At 67.5% G+C, this 25,910-nt stretch carries 20 protein-coding genes, 2 rRNA genes and 1 riboswitch; of the genes, 16 read left to right on the plus strand and 6 right to left on the minus strand.

Features of this window, described 5'->3' with window-relative positions; genetic code table 11:
* The first annotated feature begins 140 nt into the window (after positions 1-140).
* From CP970_RS37120 to CP970_RS37175, 12 genes are all read left to right on the plus strand, one after another.
* Positions 141-3,265 (plus strand): 23S ribosomal RNA (locus CP970_RS37120).
* A 91-nt stretch (positions 3,266-3,356) separates the two neighbouring features.
* Positions 3,357-3,473: ribosomal RNA gene (gene rrf / locus CP970_RS37125) — 5S ribosomal RNA — on the plus strand.
* A gap of 161 nt (positions 3,474-3,634) precedes the next feature.
* On the plus strand, positions 3,635-4,243 hold the full coding sequence (locus CP970_RS37130; RefSeq protein ID WP_055544981.1) for a CDP-alcohol phosphatidyltransferase family protein: 609 nt from the start codon (positions 3,635-3,637) through the stop codon (positions 4,241-4,243).
* Positions 4,244-4,355: 112 nt separating this feature from the next.
* Positions 4,356-6,851, plus strand: coding sequence for a mannose-1-phosphate guanyltransferase (locus CP970_RS37135; protein ID WP_055544982.1), 2,496 nt, complete (start codon positions 4,356-4,358; stop codon positions 6,849-6,851).
* A 90-nt stretch (positions 6,852-6,941) separates the two neighbouring features.
* Positions 6,942-7,841: a DUF881 domain-containing protein gene (locus CP970_RS37140; protein ID WP_079043282.1), complete on the plus strand. Its 900-nt coding sequence runs from the start codon at positions 6,942-6,944 to the stop codon at positions 7,839-7,841.
* The gene (locus tag CP970_RS37145; protein ID WP_003988855.1) at positions 7,838-8,170 is read left to right on the plus strand and encodes a small basic family protein; all 333 of its coding nucleotides are present in this window, start codon (positions 7,838-7,840) and stop codon (positions 8,168-8,170) included. Before CP970_RS37140 ends, CP970_RS37145 begins: the two co-directional genes overlap by 4 nt.
* A gap of 5 nt (positions 8,171-8,175) precedes the next feature.
* The gene (locus CP970_RS37150; RefSeq protein WP_055544984.1) at positions 8,176-9,003 is read left to right on the plus strand and encodes a DUF881 domain-containing protein; all 828 of its coding nucleotides are present in this window, start codon (positions 8,176-8,178) and stop codon (positions 9,001-9,003) included.
* An 82-nt stretch (positions 9,004-9,085) separates the two neighbouring features.
* On the plus strand, positions 9,086-10,048 hold the full coding sequence (locus CP970_RS37155; protein WP_079043283.1) for an FHA domain-containing protein: 963 nt from the start codon (positions 9,086-9,088) through the stop codon (positions 10,046-10,048).
* A 42-nt stretch (positions 10,049-10,090) separates the two neighbouring features.
* Entirely contained in the window at positions 10,091-10,834 is a 744-nt protein-coding gene (gene ftsR, locus CP970_RS37160) for a transcriptional regulator FtsR (RefSeq protein WP_055544986.1), read from the plus strand.
* Between the two features lie 75 nt (positions 10,835-10,909).
* Positions 10,910-11,383 (plus strand): bifunctional nuclease family protein, encoded by a 474-nt coding sequence (locus CP970_RS37165; RefSeq protein WP_030794342.1) that lies wholly within the window; start codon positions 10,910-10,912, stop codon positions 11,381-11,383.
* A gap of 170 nt (positions 11,384-11,553) precedes the next feature.
* On the plus strand, positions 11,554-12,171 hold the full coding sequence (locus CP970_RS37170; protein ID WP_079043284.1) for a MerR family transcriptional regulator: 618 nt from the start codon (positions 11,554-11,556) through the stop codon (positions 12,169-12,171).
* An 84-nt stretch (positions 12,172-12,255) separates the two neighbouring features.
* Positions 12,256-13,695, plus strand: coding sequence for a DNA polymerase IV (locus tag CP970_RS37175; RefSeq protein WP_150494468.1), 1,440 nt, complete (start codon positions 12,256-12,258; stop codon positions 13,693-13,695).
* 81 nt (positions 13,696-13,776) lie between these two features.
* On the opposite strand, the gene CP970_RS37180 is transcribed toward CP970_RS37175, so the two are convergent.
* Entirely contained in the window at positions 13,777-14,154 is a 378-nt protein-coding gene (locus CP970_RS37180; RefSeq protein WP_055549255.1) for a PRC-barrel domain-containing protein, read from the minus strand.
* Between the two features lie 144 nt (positions 14,155-14,298).
* Positions 14,299-14,397, plus strand: a riboswitch (glycine riboswitch).
* Between the two features lie 192 nt (positions 14,398-14,589).
* Here CP970_RS37180 and gcvP point away from each other — a divergent pair.
* Entirely contained in the window at positions 14,590-17,478 is a 2,889-nt protein-coding gene (gene gcvP / locus CP970_RS37185) for an aminomethyl-transferring glycine dehydrogenase (RefSeq protein WP_055549253.1), read from the plus strand.
* A 143-nt stretch (positions 17,479-17,621) separates the two neighbouring features.
* Here gcvP and CP970_RS37190 read toward each other — a convergent pair whose 3' ends face one another.
* Together CP970_RS37190 and CP970_RS37195 are read right to left on the minus strand one after the other, a co-directional pair.
* On the minus strand, positions 17,622-17,828 hold the full coding sequence (locus CP970_RS37190) for a DUF5999 family protein (protein WP_055549251.1): 207 nt from the start codon (positions 17,826-17,828) through the stop codon (positions 17,622-17,624).
* Between the two features lie 323 nt (positions 17,829-18,151).
* Complete coding sequence (locus tag CP970_RS37195) at positions 18,152-18,736, minus strand: hypothetical protein (protein ID WP_055549249.1); 585 nt, start codon at positions 18,734-18,736, stop codon at positions 18,152-18,154.
* A 483-nt stretch (positions 18,737-19,219) separates the two neighbouring features.
* Between CP970_RS37195 and CP970_RS37200 the strand changes: the two genes are divergently transcribed.
* Entirely contained in the window at positions 19,220-20,740 is a 1,521-nt protein-coding gene (locus CP970_RS37200; protein WP_055549247.1) for a hypothetical protein, read from the plus strand.
* Positions 20,741-20,745: 5 nt separating this feature from the next.
* Here CP970_RS37200 and CP970_RS37205 read toward each other — a convergent pair whose 3' ends face one another.
* On the minus strand, positions 20,746-22,521 hold the full coding sequence (locus tag CP970_RS37205; RefSeq protein ID WP_055549245.1) for a substrate-binding and VWA domain-containing protein: 1,776 nt from the start codon (positions 22,519-22,521) through the stop codon (positions 20,746-20,748).
* Positions 22,522-22,688: 167 nt separating this feature from the next.
* Between CP970_RS37205 and CP970_RS37210 the strand changes: the two genes are divergently transcribed.
* Positions 22,689-23,492, plus strand: coding sequence for a CPBP family intramembrane glutamic endopeptidase (locus CP970_RS37210; RefSeq protein WP_055549243.1), 804 nt, complete (start codon positions 22,689-22,691; stop codon positions 23,490-23,492).
* Positions 23,493-23,519: 27 nt separating this feature from the next.
* Here CP970_RS37210 and CP970_RS37215 read toward each other — a convergent pair whose 3' ends face one another.
* On the minus strand, positions 23,520-24,383 hold the full coding sequence (locus CP970_RS37215) for a PhzF family phenazine biosynthesis protein (protein WP_055549241.1): 864 nt from the start codon (positions 24,381-24,383) through the stop codon (positions 23,520-23,522).
* 108 nt (positions 24,384-24,491) lie between these two features.
* A complete protein-coding gene (locus CP970_RS37220; RefSeq protein ID WP_055549239.1) occupies positions 24,492-24,965 on the minus strand; it encodes a carboxymuconolactone decarboxylase family protein in 474 nt (157 codons plus the stop codon).
* A gap of 235 nt (positions 24,966-25,200) precedes the next feature.
* Between CP970_RS37220 and CP970_RS37225 the strand changes: the two genes are divergently transcribed.
* On the plus strand, positions 25,201-25,827 hold the full coding sequence (locus CP970_RS37225) for a PadR family transcriptional regulator (protein ID WP_079043630.1): 627 nt from the start codon (positions 25,201-25,203) through the stop codon (positions 25,825-25,827).
* Positions 25,828-25,910: the final 83 nt, after the last annotated feature.

Genomic DNA, 25,910 nt, shown 5'->3' on the forward strand with positions numbered 1-25,910 from the left:
GGGTCGGGCACGCTGTTGGGTATCTGAGGGTACGGGTTTGTCCCGACCTCAATGCCGACCCCGGTGAAGCATCCTGGTAAGGGTGTGTGATGGGTGGTTGGTCGTTGTTTGAGAACTGCACAGTGGACGCGAGCATCTGTGGCCAAGTTTTTAAGGGCGCACGGTGGATGCCTTGGCACCAGGAACCGATGAAGGACGTGGGAGGCCACGATAGTCCCCGGGGAGTCGTCAACCAGGCTTTGATCCGGGGGTTTCCGAATGGGGAAACCCGGCAGTCGTCATGGGCTGTCACCCGCTGCTGAACACATAGGCAGTGTGGAGGGAACGCGGGGAAGTGAAACATCTCAGTACCCGCAGGAAGAGAAAACAACCGTGATTCCGGGAGTAGTGGCGAGCGAAACCGGATGAGGCCAAACCGTATGCGTGTGATACCCGGCAGGGGTTGCGCATACGGGGTTGTGGGATCTCTCTTTTGCAGTCTGCCGGCTGTGAGACGAGTCAGAAACCGTTGATGTAGACGAAGGACATGCGAAAGGTCCGGCGTAGAGGGTAAGACCCCCGTAGTCGAAACATCAGCGGCTCGTTTGAGAGACACCCAAGTAGCACGGGGCCCGAGAAATCCCGTGTGAATCTGGCGGGACCACCCGTTAAGCCTAAATATTCCCTGGTGACCGATAGCGGATAGTACCGTGAGGGAATGGTGAAAAGTACCGCGGGAGCGGAGTGAAATAGTACCTGAAACCGTGTGCCTACAAGCCGTGGGAGCGTCGGACATCAAGCTTGCTTGGTGTCTCGTGACTGCGTGCCTTTTGAAGAATGAGCCTGCGAGTTTGCGGTGTGTTGCGAGGTTAACCCGTGTGGGGAAGCCGTAGCGAAAGCGAGTCCGAATAGGGCGATTTAGTAGCGCGCTCAAGACCCGAAGCGGAGTGATCTAGCCATGGGCAGGTTGAAGCGGCTGTAAGAGGTCGTGGAGGACCGAACCCACCAGGGTTGAAAACCTGGGGGATGACCTGTGGTTAGGGGTGAAAGGCCAATCAAACTCCGTGATAGCTGGTTCTCCCCGAAATGCATTTAGGTGCAGCGTCGTGTGTTTCTTGCCGGAGGTAGAGCACTGGATAGGCGATGGGCCCTACCGGGTTACTGACCTTAGCCAAACTCCGAATGCCGGTAAGTGAGAGCGCGGCAGTGAGACTGTGGGGGATAAGCTCCATGGTCGAGAGGGAAACAGCCCAGAGCATCGACTAAGGCCCCTAAGCGTACGCTAAGTGGGAAAGGATGTGGAGTCGCACAGACAACCAGGAGGTTGGCTTAGAAGCAGCCACCCTTGAAAGAGTGCGTAATAGCTCACTGGTCTAGTGATTCCGCGCCGACAATGTAGCGGGGCTCAAGCGTACCGCCGAAGTCGTGTCATTCATACATTAGGGCCAACGCCTGTATGGATGGGTAGGGGAGCGTCGTGTGCCGGGTGAAGCTGCAGCGGAAGCTAGTGGTGGACGGTTCACGAGTGAGAATGCAGGCATGAGTAGCGATACATACGTGAGAAACGTGTGCGCCGATTGACTAAGGGTTCCTGGGTCAAGCTGATCTGCCCAGGGTAAGTCGGGACCTAAGGCGAGGCCGACAGGCGTAGTCGATGGATAACCGGTTGATATTCCGGTACCCGCTGTGAAGCGTCAAACATCGAATCAGGCGATGCTAAGTCCGTGAAGCCGTCCCGATCTCTTCGGAGTTGAGGGAAGTGGTGGAGCCGACGGACCAGACTTGTAGTAGGTGAGTGATGGGGTGACGCAGGAAGGTAGTCCAGCCCGGGCGATGGTTGTCCCGGGGTAAGGGTGTAGGACGTGAGGTAGGCAAATCCGCCTTGCATGAAGTCTGAGACCTGATGCCGAGCCGATTGTGGTGAAGTGGATGATCCTATGCTGTCGAGAAAAGCCTCTAGCGAGTTTCATGGCGGCCCGTACCCTAAACCGACTCAGGTAGTCAGGTAGAGAATACCGAGGCGTTCGGGTGAACTATGGTTAAGGAACTCGGCAAAATGCCCCCGTAACTTCGGGAGAAGGGGGGCCATCACTGGTGATGACATTTACTGTCTGAGCTGGGGGTGGCCGCAGAGACCAGCGAGAAGCGACTGTTTACTAAAAACACAGGTCCGTGCGAAGCCGTAAGGCGATGTATACGGACTGACGCCTGCCCGGTGCTGGAACGTTAAGGGGACCGGTTAGTGCGCTTTCGGGCGTGCGAAGCTGAGAACTTAAGCGCCAGTAAACGGCGGTGGTAACTATAACCATCCTAAGGTAGCGAAATTCCTTGTCGGGTAAGTTCCGACCTGCACGAATGGCGTAACGACTTCTCGACTGTCTCAACCATAGGCCCGGTGAAATTGCACTACGAGTAAAGATGCTCGTTTCGCGCAGAAGGACGGAAAGACCCCGGGACCTTTACTACAGTTTGATATTGGTGTTCGGTTCGGCTTGTGTAGGATAGGTGGGAGACTTTGAAGCGGGCACGCCAGTGTTCGTGGAGTCAACGTTGAAATACCACTCTGGTCGTGCTGGATGTCTAACCTCGGTCCGTGATCCGGATCAGGGACAGTGTCTGATGGGTAGTTTAACTGGGGCGGTTGCCTCCCAAAGAGTAACGGAGGCGCCCAAAGGTTCCCTCAGCCTGGTTGGTAATCAGGTGCTGAGTGTAAGTGCACAAGGGAGCTTGACTGTGAGACCGACGGGTCGAGCAGGGACGAAAGTCGGGACTAGTGATCCGGCGGTGGCTTGTGGAAGCGCCGTCGCTCAACGGATAAAAGGTACCCCGGGGATAACAGGCTGATCTTCCCCAAGAGTCCATATCGACGGGATGGTTTGGCACCTCGATGTCGGCTCGTCGCATCCTGGGGCTGGAGTCGGTCCCAAGGGTTGGGCTGTTCGCCCATTAAAGCGGTACGCGAGCTGGGTTTAGAACGTCGTGAGACAGTTCGGTCCCTATCCTCTGTGCGCGTAGGAATATTGAGAAGGGCTGTCCCTAGTACGAGAGGACCGGGACGGACGAACCTCTGGTGTGCCAGTTGTCCTGCCAAGGGCATGGCTGGTTGGCTACGTTCGGAAAGGATAACCGCTGAAAGCATCTAAGCGGGAAGCCTGCTTCGAGATGAGTATTCCCACCCCCTTTGAGGGGTTAAGGCTCCCAGTAGACGACTGGGTTGATAGGCCAGATCTGGAAGCCCGGTAACGGGTGGAGGTGACTGGTACTAATAGGCCGAGGGCTTGTCCTCAGTTGCTCGCGTCCACTGTGTTGGTTCTGAAACCACGAACAACCCCGTATGTCGGGCCACGACTACGGTGCGGTTGTCAGTTTCATAGTGTTTCGGTGGTCATAGCATGAGGGAAACGCCCGGTTACATTCCGAACCCGGAAGCTAAGCCTCATAGCGCCGATGGTACTGCAGGGGGGACCCTGTGGGAGAGTAGGACGCCGCCGAACTTCTTTTATAGCCGTGACTCCTGGAATTCATTTCCAGGAGCCACGGCTTTTTTGTTTTTACGGCCGTTTCGCGGCGTGCGCCACCCCTCTGCACCCTCGTGAGGCAACTGAGGGTAAGGTCAGGGGGCAACATTGGCTCTTTTCCCACAGGAGGCCCCCGGGTGGAGGTCCAGGAGACGCGTGTCCAGACGGACCGCGTCCTCACCATCCCGAACATCCTCAGCATGGCGCGTCTCGCAGGCGTGCCCCTGTTCCTGTGGTTGATCCTCAGGCCGGAGTTCGGCGGGCCCAACAGCGACGGATGGGCGCTGCTGGTTCTCGCGTTCAGCGGCATCAGCGACTACCTCGACGGCAAGCTCGCGCGACGCTGGAACCAGATCAGCAACCTCGGCCGACTGCTCGACCCCGCGGCGGATCGGCTCTATATTCTCTCGACACTTGTCGGTCTGACGTGGCGCGAGATTCTTCCGCTCTGGCTGACCGCGGTGCTGCTGCTGCGCGAGCTGGTTCTGCTGGTGATGGTCGGGATCCTCAGGCGTCACGGCTATCCGCCGCCGCAGGTGAACTTCCTGGGCAAGGCCGCCACCTTCAACCTGATGTACGCCTTTCCGCTACTGCTCCTCAGCGATGGAAGTGGCTGGATCGCTTCACTCGCTGCTATTTTCGGATGGGCGTTCGCCGGATGGGGTACAACGCTCTACTGGTGGGCAGGGATCCTCTACATGGTTCAGGTCCGTCGGCTCATCAAGGCGGACAGAACGGCCGATTGAGCTTGCCGATTCGGCGGCTGTAGAGGCTCGAAGGCTCACATCTCCATATGTGGGCTCAGCTTGGCGGGCTAAGTCGGCCAGATCGTCGTCTATATAGGAGGACGTTTCCGACATGAAGGCCGTCGTGATGGCCGGCGGCGAAGGCACTCGCCTTCGCCCCATGACCTCTAGCATGCCCAAGCCGCTCCTGCCCGTGGCCAATCGGCCGATCATGGAGCATGTGCTGCGCCTGCTGAAGAGGCATGGGCTCACCGAGACCGTAGTGACCGTGCAGTTCTTGGCTTCGCTCGTCAGGAACTACTTCGGCGACGGTGAAGAGCTCGGTATGGAGCTCACCTATGCCAATGAGGAGAAGCCACTCGGCACTGCCGGCAGCGTGAAGAATGCCGAAGAAGCGCTGAAGGACGATGCGTTCCTCGTTATCTCGGGTGACGCACTGACCGACTTCGACCTCACCGAGCTGATTAATTTCCACAAGGAAAAGGGTGCGCTGGTCACGGTCTGTCTGACGCGCGTACCGAATCCGCTGGAATTCGGCATCACGATCGTCGACGAAGAGGGAAAGGTCGAGCGCTTCCTCGAGAAGCCGACCTGGGGGCAGGTCTTCTCCGACACGGTGAACACGGGCATCTACGTGATGGAGCCCGAGGTTTTCGACTATGTCGATGCCGATGTGTCGGTCGACTGGTCCGGTGATGTCTTCCCGCAGCTCATGAAGGAGGGCAAGCCCGTCTACGGGTATGTCGCCGAGGGCTACTGGGAGGACGTCGGCACGCACGAGAGTTACGTCAAGGCGCAGGCCGACGTCCTGGAGCGCAAGGTCGACGTCGAGCTCGACGGGTTCGAGATCTCTCCCGGGGTGTGGGTTGCCGAAGGTGCCGAGGTGCATCCGGACGCCGTGCTGCGCGGGCCGCTCTATGTCGGGGACTACGCGAAGGTCGAGGCCAACGCCGAGATTCGTGAGCACACCGTCGTGGGGTCGAACGTCGTGGTGAAGAGCGGCGCCTTCCTGCACAAGGCGGTCGTGCACGACAACGTCTACATCGGGCAGCACAGCAACCTGCGGGGCTGTGTCGTCGGCAAGAACACCGACATCATGCGCGCGGCCCGGATCGAAGACGGAGCGGTGATCGGCGACGAGTGTCTCGTCGGTGAGGAATCGATCATCCAGGGCAACGTCCGCGTCTATCCGTTCAAGACGATCGAGGCGGGCGCGTTCGTCAACACCTCCGTCATCTGGGAGTCCCGCGGCCAGGCGCATCTGTTCGGGGCCCGTGGGGTGTCCGGGATCCTGAACGTGGAGATCACGCCCGAACTCGCGGTGCGCCTCGCGGGCGCATACGCGACGACGTTGAAGAAGGGCTCGACCGTCACCACGGCGCGTGATCACTCACGCGGTGCGCGGGCGCTCAAGCGGGCGGTGATCTCGGCGCTGCAGGCCAGCGCCATCGACGTACGCGATCTGGAGAACGTGCCGCTGCCGGTCGCGCGGCAGCAGACGGCCAGGGGCAGCGCGGGCGGCATCATGATCCGGACGACGACGGGGGTGCCGGACTCCGTCGACATCATGTTCTTCGACGGGCAGGGAGCCGACCTTTCGCAGGGCAGTCAGCGCAAGCTGGACCGGGTCTACGCGCGCCAGGAGTACCGGCGTGCCTTTCCCGGGGAGATCGGTGACCTGTACTTTCCCTCGAGCGTCTTCGACTCGTACACGGGGTCGCTGCTGCGCAACGTCGATACCACGGGTGTGGCGGAGTCCGAGCTGAAGGTGGTCGTCGACGCGTCCAACGGCAGTGCCGGGCTCGTCCTGCCGAGTCTCCTCGGGAAGCTCGGGGTGGACGCGCTGACGATCAATCCGGGGCTCGACGAGTCGCGGCCCACCGAGACCGCCGATGCCCGCAGGTCGGGGCTCGTGCGGCTCGGGGAGATCGTGGCGTCGGCGCGGGCCGCCTTCGGGGTGCGCTTCGACCCGGTCGGTGAGCGGCTCTCGCTCGTCGACGAGAAGGGGCGGATCGTCGAGGACGACCGGGCGCTGCTCGTCATGCTCGACCTGGTGGCGGCCGAGCGGCGCAGCGGGCGGGTGGCGCTGCCGGTGACGACGACACGCATCGCCGAGCAGGTGGCCGCCTATCACGGCACGCAGGTCGACTGGACGACCACGTCGCCGGACGATCTGACGCGGGTGGGGCGCGGCGACTCGACGATCTTCGGTGGGGACGGACGCGGCGGGTTCATCGTGCCCGAGTTCAGCGGTGTGTTCGACGGCACCGCCGCCTTCGTACGGCTGATCGGTCTCGTGGCGCGGACGCAGCTCACGTTGAGCCAGATCGACGCGCGCATTCCGCGGGCGCATGTGCTGCGGCGAGATCTCGCGACCCCGTGGGCCGTCAAGGGGCTCGTGATGCGGCGCGTGGTGGAGGCGGCGGGGGAGCGGTCCGTGGACACGACGGACGGTGTGCGGGTCGTGGAGACCGACGGGCGATGGGTGCTCGTGCTGCCCGATCCGGCTGAGGCCGTCACTCATTTGTGGGCAGAAGGACCGGACGACGCGTCCGCCCAGGCGCTGCTCGACGAGTGGTCCGCGGTGGTGGACAGCGCCGGTCGCTGACCTGTTCGCGGGCGCCGGGCGACACGTGCAACAGGTGTGGCCCGGCGCGCCGGTGGGGCCATTCGGAGGTAGCGCCCGCGACGTGCGACGATGTGCGGCATGCCGCAGCAGCCCCCCGTTCGGAGCACCTCCTCGCGCCCCCGGCGCCCGGACGCTTCCATGTCGCTGCTCACCACCGTCATGGACCACAGCCTCGACGAGGGGTACGCGGAGGCGGCGGCCCGGAAGAAGGCCAGGGGGGACAGCGGCGTGCCGCGTCCCCTGCGGGCCAAACTCGGGCTCGCCGCCGGTCTGGTGCTCGCCGCCCTGGTGGTCACGGTGGGGGCCGCGCAGGCGCGGATAGCGGCGCCGGTGATCGCCAAGGAGCGTGAGGAGCTGATCGACCGCGTCGAAGAGGCGACGGCCGGGGCCGACAAGCTCGAGGACGATGTGGACGAGCTCCGCGACGACGTGGGCGAGCGACAGCGTGCCGCGCTGAAGAAGCACGGCGGCAGTCAGGGCGAGTTGGTGGGTCTCCTCTCCGGTGCCACGGAAGTCGAGGGGCCCGGCGTGAAGCTCGTCGTGGACGACAAGAAGGAAGCCGACCAGGGCGGTGGCGGGCCGCGCGAGAGCGCGGGGTTCTCCGACACCGGACGGGTGCGCGACCGCGACATGCAGCGGGTCGTCAACGGCCTGTGGGAGTCCGGCGCCGAGGCGATCTCGATCAATGACCAGCGGCTCACCGCGCTGTCGGCGATCAGGGCCGCGGGTGACGCGATACTGGTCGACAACAGGCCGCTGGTGCCGCCGTATACGGTGCTCGCGGTGGGGGACGGGAAACGCTTGAGCACCCGTTTCCAGAACAGCCGCGACGGTCAGTACCTGCACGCTCTGCAGGAGAACTTCGGCATCCGGACCAGCATTTCCGTGTCGGACGAGCTCCGGTTGCCGGCCGCGCCGAGTGTGACCGTACGTACAGCAGAGCCGAAAGCAGGAAAGGGCACATCGTGATCGCCGTACTGGGCCTCGTCGTGGGAGTCGTGGCCGGATTGTTGGTTCGGCCCGAGGTTCCGGCGGTGGTCGAGCCGTACCTTCCGATCGCCGTGGTCGCGGCGCTCGATGCCGTGTTCGGAGGCCTGCGCGCGATGCTCGACGGCATCTTCGACGACAAGGTCTTCGTGGTCTCGTTCCTGTCGAACGTGGTGGTGGCCGCCCTGATCGTGTTCCTGGGCGACAAGTTGGGCGTGGGCGCGCAGCTGTCCACCGGCGTCGTCGTCGTCCTCGGCATCCGGATCTTCTCCAACGCGGCCGCGATCCGCCGCCACGTCTTCAGGGCGTGACGCCGATGAGCGCTGACGAGACGCCCGGCTACAACCGGCGCAGGGAACTCCCCGCCGAGGTCCCCAGCGAGTCCGAGGCCCCCGCGCCGCCCGCACCGGAGCCGCCGCGGCTCACGGGCAGGCAGCGCCTTGCACAGGGGCTGTGGCCGCCGCGGGTGACGCGGCCTCAACTCATCGTGGCCCTGTTGCTGTTCGTCCTCGGCCTCGGCCTGGCCATTCAGGTGCGGTCCAACAACGACAGCAGTGCGCTGCGCGGCGCACGCCAAGAAGATCTCGTACGCATCCTCGATGAACTGGATGACCGTACGCAGCGTCTGGAAGAGGAGAAGCGGCGCCTCGAGGAACAGCGGACCGGGTTGGAGAACAGCTCGGACCAAGCGGAAGAGGCCCGCAAGCAGACGGTCGAGCGAGAACGGCAACTCGGCATCCTGGCCGGCACGGTGGCGGCACAGGGGCCCGGCATCACGCTCTCCATCAAGGACGAGAAGGGGGCGATCGAGGCGGACATGCTGCTCGACGCGATTCAGGAGCTGCGCGCCGCGGGCGCCGAGGCCATCCAGATCAACGACGTACGCGTGGTGGCCAACACCCATCTCTCGGACGCGAACGGTGGCGGCGTGCGGGTGGACGGCCGCAAGGTCGGCGCACCGTACCTCTTCAAGGTGATCGGGAAGCCGCAGGATCTGGAACCTGCGCTGAACATCCCGGGAGGCGTGGTGCAGACTCTGGAGAAGGAGCAGGCCACGGTCGGCGTGACCCGCTCGGAGAAGATCGTCGTGGACGCCTTGCGACCTGCGAAGCGGCCTGACTACGCTCGGTCGTCCTCCCCGTGAGGCGGGGACGCATGAGGGCCGCTGGTCAAGGGCATGAGGTTGCGGGGGGTCGGCGCACCGAAGGGGTGGTGCGTGGTGGAAACTGTTTGGTGGATACGGACGTTGTGAGGATGTCTGGTTCACCGATGAATACCGGTGTGTGCAATCAGGGTTCGTCCTGCCCCACGGGCGGGTCTGTTTCGGTCAAGGGGAATCGCCCGTGAAGTTGTTTGCGAAGTTGTTCGGCAAGAGCGCACGTGAGGACAGTGGCAATCCCGCCACCGCCCGGCACCGTGCCCCGCGCCATGGAGATGGTGAGGACCAGGGGGCCGAGCGCCCCATGTTCCGTGATCAGGTCGCTGGTCCAGGTGGTGACATTTCGGGTGGTCAGGGCGCGTCGTCTGTTGACCCTGCCGGTCCCGGCCGCATAGGTTTCGGAGAACCGTCAACCTCAAGTACGGGTGGAGGGTTCACTCCCGACCCGTACGCAACGAATGCCCGCGCGGGGCAGCCGCGGCAGGAGGATCCGTCCATGGCCCTGGTGTGTACGAGGTGCGGGAACCGGAATGCGGAGGCGAGCCGCTTCTGCTCCAACTGCGGTGCGCCGCTGCGGGCCGGGGCGACGCCCGAGCGGGCGTCCGAGACGACCTCGACGATCTCCATCTCCGGCCTTGAGGCCTACGACGCGGAGGTGACCGGGCAGAATCCGTCGCCCGCGCTGTCTCCGGAGGCGCAGGCCGCCGTCGACGCGCTGCCGTTGGGCTCGGCGCTCCTCGTGGTGCGTCGCGGTCCCAACTCGGGCAGTCGTTTCCTGCTCGACGGTGATCTGACCACGGCGGGGCGTCACCCGCAGAGCGACATCTTCCTCGACGACGTGACGGTGTCGCGTCGCCACGTGGAGTTCCGTCGCGTGCAGGACGGCTCCTTCACCGTCGCCGACGTGGGCAGTCTGAACGGCACGTACGTCAACCGGGAGCGGATCGACTCCGTCGCGCTGTCCAACGGCGATGAGGTCCAGATCGGTAAGTACCGACTGGTCTTCTACGCGAGCCAGCGGGGCATCTGACCCTCTTCCCGATCCGTCCGGGGGGACCCCCAGGGAAGGTCCATGCTGCAAACACCGAGGGGCGGTGCCGGTCACGGCACCGCCGCCGCGGACCGTCGGCTCATGAGCATCGGTACCGTGCTGAACGAGCTGCGGGACGAATTTCCCGAGGTCACCATCTCCAAGATCAGGTTCTTGGAGTCCGAGGGCCTCATCGAGCCGGAGCGCACGCCTTCGGGCTACCGGAAGTTCAGCCCGGAGGACGTCGAGCGGCTCGCTCACGTGCTGCGGATACAGCGGGACCACTATCTGCCGCTCAAGGTCATCCGGGAGTACCTCGACGCCCTGGAGCGCGGTGAGCGGGCTCCGCTGCCCTCTCTGGGGCGACAGCGGGACGCCGGTGACACCGAGGGTCAGGACGACGTCGAGGGGCCGACCGCCGCCCGCGTGGGGCGGGACGAGCTGCTGGCCGTCGCCGAGATCGACGAGGTCCAGCTCGACGAGTGGGAGACGTACGGGCTCGTCGCTCCGCTGCCGGACGGTGGCTATGACGCGGAGGCGATCACGGTCGCCTCGCTCGTCGTCGAGCTCGGCAGGTTCGGAATCGAGCCGCGGCACCTTCGCGCCATGAAGGCCGCCGCCGAGCGGGAGGCCGGGCTCGTCGACCAGCTCGTCGCGCCGCTGCGGCGGCATCGTAATCCGCAGACCAGGGCCCACGCCGAGGCCCGTACCAAAGAGCTGGTGGGTCTCACGGGGAAGCTGCACTCGGCGCTGGTGCAGACCGCGCTCGGGGTCAGACTGCCCTGATCCGAGGGGTGCTCAGCCACTACTCGGCGGGTGCCCGACTACCCAAACCTGCCAGCCACGTCCTAGGGTTGCTGTGTGAACGAGCTCGACGTCGTAGGTGTCCGGGTCGAAATGCCCTCCAACCAACCGATCGTGCTCCTGCGTGAAGTGGGAGGCGACCGCTACCTCCCCATCTGGATCGGACCGGGGGAGGCGACCGCGATCGCCTTCGCGCAGCAGGGCATGGCACCCGCACGACCGCTGACCCACGACCTGTTCAAGGACGTGCTGGAGGCGGTGGGCCAGGAGCTCTCCGAAGTGCGCATCACGGACCTCCGCGAAGGGGTCTTCTACGCGGAGCTGGTCTTCGCGAGCGGTGTCGAGGTGAGCGCGCGTCCTTCCGACGCCATAGCGCTCGCGCTGCGCACCGGGACCCCAATCTACGGAAGCGACGGTGTCCTCGACGACGCGGGCATCGCGATCCCGGACGAGCAGGAGGACGAGGTGGAGAAGTTCCGCGAGTTCCTCGACCAGATCTCGCCCGAGGACTTCGGTACCAACAGCCAGTGAGCCGCCTCCGGGCGGCCCGCGCCGGACCATTCGGCTAGCCTTTCCCGGCGGTGAGACACGGGAAACCACTCTCAGGGTGATTATCACTCGGCGTGCCTAGTGTGGCGATCGTTGACGAGCCCCTGGTGACTGCCTACCGTCGAGAAGGCAGGTCAAGGAGGGAGGTCGGCGTGAGAAGCAGCGGCGACGGTACGGCGGTGGGCGGTCCGTACCCGTTTCACAGCGGCGCGGCCGATCACTCTCCGAAACGGCCCATGGCGGTCCAGGGGAGCGGGGACGCGACGTCCGAGAACTCCGAGCAGATCGGGTATCGCGGTCCCACCGCGTGCGCGGCCGCCGGTATCACGTATCGACAGCTCGACTACTGGGCCCGCACGGGCCTGGTCGAGCCCAGCGTGCGGGCCGCGGGCGGGTCGGGGACCCAGCGGCTCTACAGCTTCAGGGACGTCGTCGTCCTGAAGATCGTGAAGCGGTTCCTCGACACCGGGGTGTCGCTGCAGAACATCCGCACCACGGTCCAGCACCTGCGGGAGCGCGGGTTCCGTGATCTCGAGCGGATGACGCTGATGAGCGACGGGGCCACGGTCTACGAATGCACCTCGCCCAGCGAGGTCCACGATCTGCTCCAGGGCGGTCAGGGCGTCTTCGGGATCGCCGTGGGCGTCGTCTGGCGGGACGTCGAGTCCGCGCTGTCCCAGCTGCACGGTGAGCGCATCGACACCGGGGAGACGCTCGTCGGGCACAACCCCGCCGACGAGCTCGCCAGGCGCCGCAACAGGGCCGTCTGAGAGCCTCCGCCCCGACGCCCGCCCTGACGCCGCTTCGCATGGCGCGAGGCGGCGTTGTCAGTGCCATAGGGCAGCATCGGGTGTGTGAGAAGCGCGCCGACGATTCTGCATCTGGACATGGATGCCTTCTACGCGTCCGCCGAGCAGGCCGCGAAGCCGAGCCTGCGCGGGAAGGCCGTGGTCGTGGGCGGCCTCGGGCCGCGCGGGGTGGTGGCCACCGCGTCGTACGAGGCGCGGCGGTTCGGGGTGCATTCGGCGATGCCGATGGGGCAGGCGCGGCGGCTCGCGCCGAACGCGGCGTACCTCGTGCCGCGCTTCGGTCTGTACCGGGAGGTCAGCGAGCAGGTGATGGGGCTCCTGCGGGAGCTGTCGCCGCTGGTGGAGCCGCTCAGCCTCGACGAGGCGTTCGTGGACCTGGAAGCGGGCGGCGTCGCCGATGACGAGGCCTCGGCCAGGGCCGTGGGGGAGCGGCTGCGGTCGGACATCAGGGCGGTGACGGGGCTGACCGGGTCGGTGGGGCTCGCGGTGTCCAAGATGCTCGCGAAGATCGCCTCGGAGGAGGCCAAGCCGGACGGGCTCCGGCTGATAGCGCCGGGGACGGAGCGGGCCCTGCTGGGACCGATGTCGGTGCGTACGCTGCCCGGGGTGGGCCCGGCCACCGGGGACCATCTGCGGCGGGCCGGGATCATGACGGTCGAGGAGATCGCGGAGGCCGGGGAGGACGAGCTCGTACGACTCCTCGGCAAGGCGCACGGCGGCTCGCTGTACGCGATGGCGCAGGCCCTTGACGAGCGGCCCGTGGTGGCGGAGCGGGACACCAAGTCGGTCAGCGTCGAGGACACGTACGACGTGGACATCCATGACCGGGTGCGGGTCCGTACGGAGGTCTCGCGGCTTGCCGAGCGGTGTGTGCAGCGGCTGCGGGCGGCGGGGCACTCGGGGCGGACCATCGTGCTGAAGGTGCGGCGGTTCGACTTCTCGACGCTGACGCGGTCCGAGACGCTGCGGGGGCCGACGGACGATCCCGGGGTGGTGCGGGAGGCCGCGGCGCGCCTGCTCGAGTCGGTGGACACCACGGGTGGGGTGCGGTTGCTGGGGGTGGGGGTCACGGGTCTCGCCGATTACACGCAGGAGGACCTGTTCGCGCAGGCACAGGCCGCTGAGGCCGCTGAGGCGGGGGAGGCTGCTGGTGCGGAGGGGGAGTCGGGGGCGGATGAGGCTGCCCCGGGTGAGCCGCGAGCGGAGGTCGTCGAGGAGCCGGTGGCGCCGGCCGAGCGGCGGTGGGCGGCGGGGCACGACGTGCGGCACGCCGAGTACGGGCACGGATGGGTGCAGGGGAGCGGTCTCGGGCGGGTGACCGTGCGCTTCGAGACGCCGGGGTCAGAGCCGGGACGGGTGCGGACGTTCAGGACCGACGACCTGGATCTCGAGCCCGCGGAGCCGTTGCCGCTGGTCGGAGTGGGGGTGCCGAGCGGGTGGGCCGAGCTGGCTCGGGGGTGTGGGGCGCCTGGGGGCCAGGAGTGACAGGAAGCCGAGGTGCGGGCTCGGGCTTGCGCGAAGCCGCGAAGCAGCGGTGCCGCGGTGCCGGTGCGGTGTGGGGCCGGGTCAGGACGTTTCTGAGCCTGCGATGTGGCCGAAGTCCTGGTCCTGCGGGGGTGACTGCGGGGGCGTGGTGTCCAGACCGTAGTGGTGGTAGAGCTGGAGTTCCTGTTCGGGGGAGAGGTGGCGGCCCACGCCGAAGTCGGGGGCGTCCTTGATCAGGGCGCGGTCGAACGGGATGCGCAGGGTGCCGTCGTCGATCAGTTCGCTCGGTTCCAGGGGGACGAAGGCGTCGCGGCTGAAGAGTCCGGTGCGTATGGCCGCCCACTCGGGGGCACCGGTCGCGTCGTCGAGGTAGACCTCGTCGATCGTGCCGATCTTCGCCCCGTTCCGGTCGAACGCCTTGCGGCCGATCAGGTTCCGCGGATCGATGTCGGTCTGCACGGGCCCTCCAGCTGGTCGAGGGGTGTCGAATATGGGCGTAACTCATCTTTAACCGCTCGTACTCACTACGAAAGAGCACTTCGGGGCAGGCGGCCACTCGAACGAACGGCCGTGGTCCTCGCTGGTAGGCTGGCGGCTGGCTGCTGACCCCGTGCGGGAGAGCTCTCCGGGAGGTGATTCCGGAGGCGCCGAAGGAGCAAATCCTCCCCGGAATCTCTCAGGCACCCGTACCGCATGGACGAGGTCACTCTGGAAAGCAGGGCGGGCGTCGGGCGGGCACGTTCGGAACCCTTCCTCACCGACGGTGAAAGCAGATCTGTCTCGGGACTCGACGGGTCTGTGAAGCTCTCAGGTTGAGATGACAGAGGGGGAGGCCGTCCGGGTACCCGCGCCGTGGTACCCCTCGCAGGTCGTGCAGACCAGGAGGCCTCCGCAATGACTGCCACCAATCGCATCCCGCTGTCCGAGCTCGAGCAGGGCATCCCCTTCGAGCAGCGGCACATAGGGCCCGATGCGGAAGCGCGGGCCAAGATGCTCGCCCAGGTCGGGTACGGCTCGCTCGACGAGCTGACGGCCGCCGCGGTGCCGGATGTGATCAAGAACGCCGAAGCGCTGAACCTGCCCGGTGCGCGCACCGAGGCCGAGGTGCTCGCCGAGCTGCGTTCGCTCGCCGACCGCAACCAGGTCCTCGATTCCATGATCGGGCTCGGCTACTACGGGACCTTCACCCCGCCGGTCATCCTGCGGAACGTGATGGAGAACCCGGCCTGGTACACCGCTTACACGCCGTACCAGCCGGAGATCTCGCAGGGCCGCCTCGAGGCGCTGCTCAACTTCCAGACCATGGTCGCCGAGCTGACGGGGCTCCCCACCTCAGGGGCCTCGCTCCTGGACGAGGGCACCGCCGCCGCCGAGGCCATGGCGCTCTCGCGGCGCATGGGCAAGGTCAAGAACGGTGTGTTCCTGGTCGACGCCGACGCGCTGCCGCAGACCATCGCCGTCATCCAGACCCGCGCCGAGCCGACCGGCGTCGAGATCGTCGTCGCCGATCTGAGCGAGGGCGTGCCCGCCGAGGTCGCCGAGCGCGGTGTGGTGGGCGTGCTGGTCCAGTACCCGGGCGCCTCCGGTGCCGTACGGGACATCAAGCCGCTGATCGACCAGGCGCACGAGCTCGGCGCGGTCGTCACCGTCGCCGCCGACCTGCTCGCGCTCACGCTGCTCACCTCGCCCGGCGAGCTCGGTGCCGACATCGCGGTCGGTACGACGCAGCGCTTCGGTGTGCCGATGGGCTTCGGCGGGCCGCACGCCGGTTACATGGCGGTGCGCGAGAAGTTCGCGCGCAGTCTGCCCGGGCGGCTCGTCGGCGTCTCCGTCGACGCCGACGGCAACAAGGCCTACCGGCTCGCGCTGCAGACCCGTGAGCAGCACATCCGCCGTGAGAAGGCCACCAGCAACATCTGTACCGCGCAGGTGCTGCTCGCGGTCATGGCCGGAATGTACGCGGTGTACCACGGGCCCGAGGGCCTCAAGTCGATCGCGCGGCGCACCCACCGGTACGCGACGCTGCTCGCCGCCGGGCTCACCGCGGGGGGTGTCGAGGTCGTGCACGGCGCGTACTTCGACACGCTGACCGTGCGTGTCGAGGGCAAGGCGGAGGAGCTCGTCTCCGCCGCCCGCGAAGGCGGCGTGAACATTCACCAGATCGACGCCGATCACGTCTCCCTCGCCTGTGACGAGACGACCACGCGCAAGCAACTGGCCGCCGTGTGGGGCGCCTTCGGTGTCGAGGCCGACGTCGACGCGCTCGACGCCGAGGCCGCGGACACGCTGCCCGGCGGCCTGCTGCGCGGTGACGACTACCTCGCGCACCCGGTCTTCCACCAGCACCGTTCCGAGACGTCGATGCTGCGCTACCTGCGCAAGCTGGCCGACCGTGACTACGCGCTCGACCGCGGCATGATCCCGCTGGGCTCCTGCACCATGAAGCTCAACGCGACCACCGAGATGGAGCCGGTCACCTGGCCCGAGTTCGGGCAGCTGCACCCCTTCGCGCCCGCCCAGCAGGCGCAGGGCTACCTCACGCTCATCCGTGAGCTGGAGGAGCGGCTCGCCGAGGTGACCGGATACGACAAGGTCTCGCTGCAGCCCAACGCCGGGTCGCAGGGCGAGCTCGCCGGGCTCCTCGCGGTGCGCGGCTACCACCGCGCCAACGGCGACGAGCAGCGCACCGTCTGCCTGATCCCGTCCTCCGCGCACGGCACGAACGCCGCGAGTGCCGTGATGGCCGGGATGAAGGTCGTGGTCGTGAAGACCGCCGACGACGGCGAGATCGACGTCGAGGACCTGCGTGCCAAGATCGAGAAGCACCGCGACGAGCTGTCCGTGCTGATGATCACCTACCCGTCGACGCACGGCGTCTTCGAGGAGCACGTCGCCGATATCTGCGCCCAGGTGCACGAGGCCGGTGGCCAGGTGTACGTCGACGGGGCCAACCTCAACGCCCTGGTGGGCCTCGCCAAGCCGGGTCACTTCGGCGGCGACGTCTCGCACCTGAACCTGCACAAGACCTTCTGCATCCCGCACGGCGGCGGCGGTCCCGGCGTCGGTCCGGTCGGGGTGCGCGAGCACCTCGCGCCGTACCTGCCCAACCACCCGCTGCAGCCCGCGGCAGGTCCCGAGACCGGGGTCGGGCCGATCTCCGCCGCGCCGTGGGGCTCGGCCGGGATCCTGCCGATCTCCTGGTCGTACGTACGCCTCATGGGCGGCGAGGGGCTCAAGCGCGCGACCCAGGTCGCGGTGCTCTCCGCCAACTACATCGCCAAGCGCCTCGAGCCGCACTTCCCGGTGCTCTACACCGGTCCCGGCGACCTCGTCGCGCACGAGTGCATCATCGATCTGCGGCCGCTCTCCAAGGAGACCGGTGTCAGCGTCGACGACATCGCCAAGCGGCTCATCGACTACGGCTTCCACGCGCCGACCATGTCGTTCCCGGTGGCGGGGACGCTGATGATCGAGCCGACGGAGAGCGAGGACCTGGTCGAGATCGACCGGTTCTGCGAGGCGATGATCGCGATCCGTGCGGAGATCGAGAAGGTCGGCTCCGGCGAGTGGGCCGCGGACGACAACCCGCTGCGGAACGCGCCGCACACCGCCGCCGCCCTGGGGGGCGCGTGGGAGCACGGTTACAGCCGTGAAGAGGCCGTCTTCCCCGCCGGTGTCGTGGCGTCGGACAAGTACTGGCCGCCGGTGCGCCGCATCGACCAGGCGTACGGCGACCGGAACCTGGTCTGCTCCTGCCCGCCGCTGGATGCGTACGAGGACTGATGCGCGCGGCCCGCTCGGTGCGGGTCATGCGTCGGGGCCGGTTCGGAGACTCATCTCCGGGCCGGCCCCTTCTTCGTTCCGCTGTGCGGATGTGTGGTGCGGATGCCCTGTGCGGATGCGCCGTGCGGATGTGCCGGCGGTGCTCAGGCGGCCGTCATGATCTGGTCGGTGCCCAGCGGTCGGTGCGGGGCGATGATCTGGCCGTCCGGCAGCAACTCACCGGTGTCCTCGAAGATCAGGACGCCGTTGCACAGCAGGCTCCAGCCCTGCTCCGGGTGGCTCGCCATGAGCAGTGCGGCTTCCCGGTCGGCGGAGTCGGCTGTCGGGCACGGTGGTTGGTGCTGGCACATGGAAGGGTTCTTTCGCTGTGATGAGATGGCTGTGACGTCTGTCCTGTGGCTCGATGCGGTGTTCATAACCGCCCCCCGTTGTAGTTGGTCCGATCCCAGTGTTGCCCTACGAGCGTCAATCCGCAGGGATTTTGCCGCAGCGGCTCCTACTGCTTAATGACGTATCACCCGGCCGGACGGTTCAGCCCAACTCCCCTGTCTCTTCGGGTGGTTCGGGGTGGCCCGGGCGGGCTAGTCCACTTGGGTGGGCAGCGCTGTGCCCCGCGGCCGGTGGCGGCGGGGCACGTGCGGAAGGACGGTCCCGAGCGGGCTCGGGCGTGTCGTCAGGCGGGCGAGCCGAGCAGCGGTGCCGGTGCCAGGCGGTGGGTGAGGACCGGCAGGAGGTCGGCGACGCGGTGCGGGCGGTGGGCCGCGATGCCGGGCGGGGCGGGCGCGAGGGGGACGAGCAGATCGGTGGCGGCCAGTGTGCCACCCGCGCCGTCGTCCGTGCAGTCGCGGTGCAGCCAGAGGGTGAGCATGTAGAGCTCGGGCACCGAGAGCAGCCGGGGCTGGCAGGGCATCGGCATGGCCTCCGCGTGCCGCAGGGCGCGTTCGGTGGAGGCGATGTAGGGGCCCTCGAAGAAGTGCGAGAAGGCCCAGCCGTCCGGGGTCAGCATCGTGTCGGCGGCGGCCACCGCGCGCTCGCCGCAGCGGATGAGGAAGCGCCAGCCCGCGAGGCGGGTCGGCGAGGTGCCTTCCGGCGTGATGCGGTCCAGCACGTGGACGGGCAGCGGGAGTTCGGGGCTCGCCGGGCTTTTGGCCGCGCGCAGCGAGGGGGTGCGGGCCTCGCGTACGGCTGTGGGGGAACCGAGTGCCGCGAGGACGCTGCGCAGGGCGGGCGCGGGGGCAGGGGGAACTTGCAGCGGCATGGTGGGTCGCCTCTCTCATACGACAGGCACGGTGGAGCGGGGGACAGATGCGGACGGCGCTGTCAGCTCTGGGCCAGAGGGGCGGGGGCAGTGGACCGCGAGCGCCAACTCTCTGTCTCGGAGCGGAGTTTATACGAGACGTGTTCGGACGGTGTTTCATCTAGACGTGGCAGATATTCCCGGCAAGGCGGCAATGAGCCGTCCTTGTGCGGTATTTCTCCCGATATTGCTCGGGGCCCGCTTCCGTGACCTCGACGTATCAGGCCCGTGCGGTCGGCTGAATTTCGCCGGTATATTTGACCAGGCGCTCCGGAAGCGAATCTTCACGATGCCGCATGCCTGGCGAATGTGCCGTACGGCAACTCCGTCCAGCGTAGCGGTCAGGCGTCATCCGTGGGGCGTTATGGATCACATCGACTGGGCATCATCCCCCGTACACAGCGGCCGGATCCTTGGCTGCCCATCCGAGGGAGGGACGCTTCGATGGGGGAGAAGGTCGTGGCGGGCACGTTCGACTTGTCCGATCGACATGTGTACAGGAAGAAGCTCCAGGCGTGTCTCAAGGGGCTCGAGAGGCTTCTGGCGGAGCAGCGGTTCGACCGGCCCAAGAATCTGATGGGCATGGAGATCGAGCTGAATCTGGCAGGGCCCGACGGACTGCCGAGAATGTTGAACGCACAGGTTCTCGAGCGCATCGCGAGCCGGGATTTCCAGACGGAACTCGGAATGTTCAATCTGGAAGTGAATATCGCCCCGCACCGTATGGGAGGACGTGTTCTCGACCAGCTCGCGGAGGAACTGCGCACCGGACTCAACTATGCCCACAGAAAAGCGAACGAACTGAACGCGGGCATCGTGATGATCGGCATTCTGCCGACGCTCGGCCGCGCCGACCTGGTCTCCGCGAACCTCTCCGACGTCGACCGCTACGCCCTGCTCAACGATCAGATCGTGGCGGCGCGCGGCGAGCACTTCGCGCTCGACATCGAGGGCGTCGAGCGGCTCACCTGCACGTCCTCGTCGATAGCGCCCGAAGCGGCCTGTACGTCCGTGCAGTTGCACCTCCAGGTCACCCCGGGCCGGTTCGCCGATGTGTGGAACGCGGCGCAGGCGGTCGCCGCGGCACAGATCGCCGTCGGAGCCAACGCGCCGTTCCTGTTCGGCCGCGAGCTGTGGCGCGAGTCGCGGCCGCCGCTGTTCCTGCAGTCCACCGACACGCGCCCGCCCGAGCTGCGGGTCCAGGGGGTGCGGCCGCGCACCTGGTTCGGGGAGCGCTGGATCACCGGTCCTTACGACCTCTTCGAGGAGAACCTGCGCTACTTCCCCGCGCTGCTGCCCCTGATGGAACAGGAGGACCCCCTCGGCGTCATCGACGCGGGCGGGGTGCCGCAGCTCGGCGAACTCGTCCTGCACAACGGCACCGTGTACCGCTGGAACCGCCCGGTGTACGGCATCGCCGACGGCGTCCCGCACCTGCGCGTGGAGAACCGCGTGCTGCCCGCCGGGCCCACCGTCACCGACGTCATCGCCAACGCCGCCTTCTACTACGGGCTCGTGCGGGCGCTCGCCGAGGAGGCGCGGCCCGTCTGGTCCCGGCTGCCGTTCGAGGCCGCCGAGCGGAACTTCGACGCGGCGTGTCGGCACGGCATCGAGGCCCGGCTGAGGTGGCCGCGCAGGGGCAGGCTCGGGGGCATCACCGAAGTGCCCGCCGTCCAGCTCGTACGCGACGAACTGCTGCCGCTGGCCGCCGCGGGCCTGGACGCGTGGGGTGTCGAGCCCGCCGACCGCGACCTGTACCTCGGGATGATCGAGGAGCGGTGCAGGCGCCGCGTGAACGGGGCGTCCTGGCAGACGGCGACGTATCACCGGGCGCGGGAGCGCGGGCTCGACAGGGAGGCCGCGCTCGCCGCGACCACCCGGCGTTACAGCGAGCTGATGCACGCGGGCGAGCCCGTGCACACCTGGCCCGTGGGGCTCAGGGAACCGGCCGTGCCGCTCGGCTGATCGCGTCAGCCCTGCTTGCTGCCCGCCTCCATGATGGCCTTGAGGATCACCGCGTGGATCTGCGCCGGGTCGTCGACCTGGTGACCCGAGCCGCCGCTGGCCTCGGCGATCTGCTGGACCTCCTCCTTGTCCGCGTCGGGGCCGACGGCGATCGCGATGATCGGCACCGGCCGCTCGGGGTCGGAGAGCTCGTCGAGCTGGGAGATGAGGGAGCCGCGGGAGATGCTGCCGGGGTCCTGGTTGGCGCCGTCGGTCAGGATCACCAGCGCGTTGAACTTGCCGCGCGCGTAGCCCGCCTGCGCGTCCTTGTAGGCGGCGAGCGTGGTGTCGTACAGGCCGGTGGCACCACCGGGTACGGGCTGCAGGCCGCTGAACGAGGCCGAGAGCCTGTCACGGTGGGTGGCGCCGCCCTTGCGGTCGCCGAGCCGCTCGGTGGGCTGCAGCTTGCGGTAGTCCCGCGCGCCGTCCAGCCGCGTGGCGAACTCCCAGAGACCGATCTGGTCCTCGTCCGTGAAGCCCGCGAGCGCCTGGAGCAGCGAGGACTTGGTGACCTCCATACGGGACTGGGCGCGCCCCGGCACCAGTTGGCGCATCGACTCCGACGCGTCGACGACCGTGTTGAGCCTGGCACTCTGGACCGTGATCGTCCACATGCCCAGGGTCTCCTGGATCTCCTTGTCCGACGGCGGCTCGCTCGCCTCGTCGGCGTAGGGCTGCGGGGTACGGCCGCCCGCCCCCGTGACCAGCTCGTCCGAGGGCTTGTCGGGGTCGGTCCTGAAGCCGTGCTTCGCCAGGATCCGCTCTCCGTCCTCGTCGCTGAACATGGTCATGAAGCGCAGGGCCGCGCGGCTCAGGTCCGTGGACATCCCGGCGTCGTCCACCAGTGCGTACGGGTAGTCGAGGCGGGGCGAGCCGTCCTTGGGGTAGAAGAGGTCGAGGCTGTTCTCCTCGCCCGCCGACGCGTTGTGCGCGAACGCGGCCTGCTCGGAGACGACCAGCGCCTGATTGCGGCGGGGGTTGCCCTTCTCGGCTCCTGAGCCGTCTCGGGCCAGGGTGTCGAGGAGCTGGCCCTCGCTGTCGGTGGTGCGGGTGGAGAGCGCCTTGGCCAGCGCGGCGGCCTGGGTGTCGCCCTCCTTGCCGCCCTGCTTCTTCGCCGACGCGCCGATCTTGGAGAGGGCGAGCAGCCCGGTCGCGCTGCGCGCGGGGTCGGCGGCGCCCAGGCGCAGCTTGTCGCTCTTCATGGCGGCGGTGGTCAACTCCGGCCAGGCGTACGTCTTCTTGGGCCAGCCCAGGGTCTCGGCGGCGGACGGCACCATGCCGATGCCGATGGGCGAAGAGGCGATGTTGCCCGCGGGCGAGACCTTGGTCTGCTTGGTGCCGAGGCCGACGCGCTGCATCCACACGTCGGAGTCGGGCACCCACACGTCGTACGCGGGATCGCCCTTGCCCGCGCGGAGTTCCTCGGCGACCTCGAACGAGTCGCGGGCCCTCACCCGCACGTCGATGCAGTGTCCGTCGGAGGTGATCTCGTTCTCGCGGGCGTCGTCGGCGGCCTCGCGGAGGGCGGGGGTCACATCGGGCGCGGCGACGACGTTCAGGCGCACCGCGTCGTCGTCGCAGGAGCCGCCGAAGGACAGCAGGCCGCTGCGCGCCGCCACCGCCGTGCCGCCTGCCACCACGAGAACGAGGGCCGTGGCGATGGCGACCGTGCGCCCGCGCGTGCGCGGTCGGGGGCCGGGCGCACCCGTCCCGTCCTCATCGGGCAAGCTGTGACGTCCCATGGCGGTGGTGCCCCTCCTTGAATGATGAAGCAAGGAAAGAGGGGGTGGTACGCCCGAAATCGGCGTCCATCCCCCTCGGCCTGTCGCGCACGATCTTCGTAACTTCTTTCGAGACCCTAGCGGGACGAGGATGGGGATGAGGCGGGATTACTCAACTGGAGGCGTAAGTGCAAGCGGAGCCGGGGCCGATGGCCGGTTCTTTTCCCACGGGTGGGCCCTCGCGACGGACCCTCAGGGACGAGACGCTGCTCGTCCTGGCGCTCTCACTCGGCGCGAGCGGCTTGTCCGCGCTGATCAGCTTTGTCGGATCGGTCACCAAACCGGGCGGTCTCAAGGACCAGGCGGCCACCATGAACGCCTCGGCGGCGCCGGGGCGTCCATGGCTTGATCTCGCGTGGCAGTTGTTCGGCATCGCCACCGCGTTGGTGCCGGTCGCACTCGTCGCGCACTTCCTGCTGCGCGAGGGGAGCGGTTTTCGGGCGATCGGGTTCGACCGGACGCGGCCGTGGCCGGACCTGGGGCGCGGCACCGCGATCGCCGCGGTGATCGGCAGCATCGGGATCGCCTTCTACCTGGCGGCCCGCGGGCTCGGCTTCAACCTCACGGTGGTGCCGGAGGCGCTGCCCGAGGTGTGGTGGAAGTACCCCGTCCTGGTGCTCTCCGCGGTGCAGAACGCGGTCCTCGAAGAGGTCATCGTGGTCGGCTATCTGCTGCGCAGGCTCGGGCAGTTGGGGTGGACGCCGATGGCCGCCCTGGTGGGCAGTTCGGTGCTGCGCGGCTCGTACCACCTGTATCAGGGCATCGGCGGGTTCATCGGGAACGTGGCGATGGGCGTGGTCTTCGCGCTGCTCTACCGCAGGTGGGGGCGGGTGGGGCCGCTGGTGGTCGCGCACTCCCTGCTCGACATCGGGGCGTTCGTCGGATACGCGCTGTTCGCGGGGAAGGTGGGGTGGCTGCCTACGCCGCCGTAGGCAGCGCCGCCCGGTTCTCCATGGGGGTCAGGCGAAGAGCTCGCCCTCGATGACCGTGACCGCGCGGCCGGTCAGCAGGGTCCGGTCGCCGCGCAGCCGGGTGCGGACCAGGCCGGTGCGGGCCGAGGCTTGCAGACCCGTCAGGTCCGTACGGCCGAGGCGCTCGGACCAGAACGGGGCGAGGGCCGTGTGGGCGCTGCCCGTCACCGGGTCCTCGTCGATGCCGACGCGCGGGAAGAAGCCGCGGGAGACGAAGTCGTAGCCGCGCGAGGGGTCCTCGGCCCGCGCCGTGACGATGATGCCGCGCTCGGAGTGGTGCACGAGCGCCTTGTGGTCGGGGGTGAGCGCCCGGACCGTCTTCTCGTCGGCGACCTCGACGAGCAGGTCGCCGATGAGGGGGCCGGTGTCGTACACGGAGAGCGGCTCCGCGCCGAGCGCTTGTGCGACGCCGTCGGGTGCGTCGGTCGCGACGAGCGTCGCGGTGGGGAAGTCGAGGGTGAGGGAGCCGTCCTCGTGGGCCGTCGCGGTGAGGATGCCGCTGCGGGTGGCGAAGCGGACCGGGCGGGGGGTGGTGGTGTCCGGGGTGGCCGCGGAGTTGGCGGCGCTGGTGGCACCCGTGGTGTGGAGGACGTGAGCCGTGGCCAAAGTGGCATGGCCACACATGTCCACTTCGGTGGCGGGCGTGAACCAGCGCAGCGCCCAGTCCGCGTCGCCGCCCTCGGGGAGGGGGTGGGCGAAGGCGGTCTCGGCGTGGTTGACCTCCCTGGCCACGTGCTGCAGCCAGGCGTCGTCCGGGAAGGCGTCGAGGAGGAGTACCCCGGCCGGATTGCCCGCGAAGGGGCGGTCGGTGAAGGCGTCGACTACGCGGATGCGGTGGGAATCTGTCGGCATGGTGTCGACGGTAGGAGGCCAATGGGCGTGGAGCCAAGGCCAATTCTGGGTTAGTGGACTTGTTTTGGGAGGGGGAGGCGCCCAGGGCGCCTCCCCCTCTCTCGTCCCTCAGCCGTGCTGGCCCACCTTGTAGTCGCCCGCGGGCTGCTGGGTGATGACGTTCAGGCGGTTGAAGGCGTTGATGAGGGCGATGACGCCGACCAGGGCGGTGAGTTCGTCCTCGTCGTAGTGCTTGGCGGCGTTCGCCCACGCCTCGTCGGTCACGCCACCGGCCGCGTCCGCGATGCGTGTGCCCTGCTCGGCCAGTTCCAGGGCGGCGCGCTCGGCCTCGGTGAACACGGTGGCCTCGCGCCAGACGGCGACCAGGTTGAGGCGCAACGCGGTCTCCCCGGCGTGCGCGGCCTCCTTGGTGTGCATGTCGATGCAGCCCGCGCAGCCGTTGATCTGGCTGGCGCGGATCTTCACCAGCTCCTGCGTGGCGGCGGGCAGCGTCGATTCCGTGAGCGCGCCGTGGGCCGCGATGAAGTGCTTGAGGGCCTTGGCCATGTGCGGGCTCGCGAGGGGGTTCAGACGGGCTTCCATGCTGCGCTCCTGGGGTGTCGGTAGTGCGGTTCGCGGTGCGTACGCCTGGTAGACGGAGCGGGCCTGGCCGGTTGTGACACGGGCGAGTGTGACGTGCGTCTCCTGAAAGGGGTTGTCAGTCGAAGTCTTCCGATATATCGTTGAGGCATCGCGACAGATTCGCGACTGATCAAAGATCGAACTTCCACTGTCGGTAGATCAAGTGGATCAAGCAGAGAATCAAGGAGTGATCGCTATGCGTTCCCACGGTTTTGAACACGAGCAAGGACGTGGCCGCCACGGCGGCCATCAGGGCCGCGAAGGCTTCGGCCGAGAAGGATTCGAAGGACGGCGCGGGGCGTTCGGCCCGTTCGGTCCCGGCTTCGGGGGCCCCGGTGGTCCTTGGGGCGGCGGCCGGGGCGGGCGCGGCGGTCCGCGGGGCAGGGCGAGGCGCGGCGACGTGCGCGCGTCGATCCTGGCCCTTCTGAAGGACCGCCCCATGCACGGCTACGAAATGATCCAGGAGATCGCCGAGCGCAGCGGCGGGGCGTGGAAGCCCAGCCCGGGTTCGGTCTACCCGACCCTCCAGCTCCTGGAGGACGAGGGCCTGATCAGCAGCGCGAGTGAGGGCGGCAAGAAGCTCTTCTCGCTCACCGAGGCCGGGACCGAGGCCGCCGAAGAGGGGCCCGAAGCGCCCTGGGAGGAAGCCGGGCGCGGGGTCGACTGGGACACGCTGAACGAGATCCGGCAGGCCGGTTTCGGTCTGATGGAGGCGTTCGGCCAGGTCTGGAAGACCGGCAGCAAGGAGCAGCGCGAGAAGGCGCTCACGGTCATCAATGACGCCCGCAAGAAGCTGTACCTGATCCTCGCCGATGAGGACTGAGGTGGTCGGGGCCGACGGCCCCCACCACAGATGAGGCGCCCCGCACGCATCGTGTGGGGCGCTTCGTCGTGGTGCTTCGTCGT

Origin of the sequence: Streptomyces kanamyceticus, assembly GCF_008704495.1 — a bacterium.
In the GTDB taxonomy this organism is placed as follows: Bacteria; Actinomycetota; Actinomycetes; order Streptomycetales; family Streptomycetaceae; genus Streptomyces; species Streptomyces kanamyceticus.

Bases quoted from the DNA above. Each gene is read 5' to 3' on its own strand.
- CP970_RS37195 (WP_055549249.1), bottom strand. From the start codon at position 18,736: ATGCCGCTGCAAGTTCCCCCTGCCCCCGCGCCCGCCCTGCGCAGCGTC.
- CP970_RS37135 (WP_055544982.1), top strand. From the start codon at position 4,356: ATGAAGGCCGTCGTGATGGCCGGCGGCGAAGGCACTCGCCTTCGCCCC.
- CP970_RS37205 (WP_055549245.1), bottom strand. From the start codon at position 22,521: ATGGGACGTCACAGCTTGCCCGATGAGGACGGGACGGGTGCGCCCGGC.
- CP970_RS37220 (WP_055549239.1), bottom strand. From the start codon at position 24,965: ATGGAAGCCCGTCTGAACCCCCTCGCGAGCCCGCACATGGCCAAGGCC.
- ftsR (WP_055544986.1), top strand. From the start codon at position 10,091: ATGCTGCAAACACCGAGGGGCGGTGCCGGTCACGGCACCGCCGCCGCG.
- CP970_RS37140 (WP_079043282.1), top strand. From the start codon at position 6,942: ATGTGCGGCATGCCGCAGCAGCCCCCCGTTCGGAGCACCTCCTCGCGC.
- gcvP (WP_055549253.1), top strand. From the start codon at position 14,590: ATGACTGCCACCAATCGCATCCCGCTGTCCGAGCTCGAGCAGGGCATC.
- CP970_RS37225 (WP_079043630.1), top strand. From the start codon at position 25,201: ATGCGTTCCCACGGTTTTGAACACGAGCAAGGACGTGGCCGCCACGGC.
- CP970_RS37190 (WP_055549251.1), bottom strand. From the start codon at position 17,828: ATGTGCCAGCACCAACCACCGTGCCCGACAGCCGACTCCGCCGACCGG.
- CP970_RS37200 (WP_055549247.1), top strand. From the start codon at position 19,220: ATGGGGGAGAAGGTCGTGGCGGGCACGTTCGACTTGTCCGATCGACAT.
- CP970_RS37215 (WP_055549241.1), bottom strand. From the start codon at position 24,383: ATGCCGACAGATTCCCACCGCATCCGCGTAGTCGACGCCTTCACCGAC.
- CP970_RS37150 (WP_055544984.1), top strand. From the start codon at position 8,176: ATGAGCGCTGACGAGACGCCCGGCTACAACCGGCGCAGGGAACTCCCC.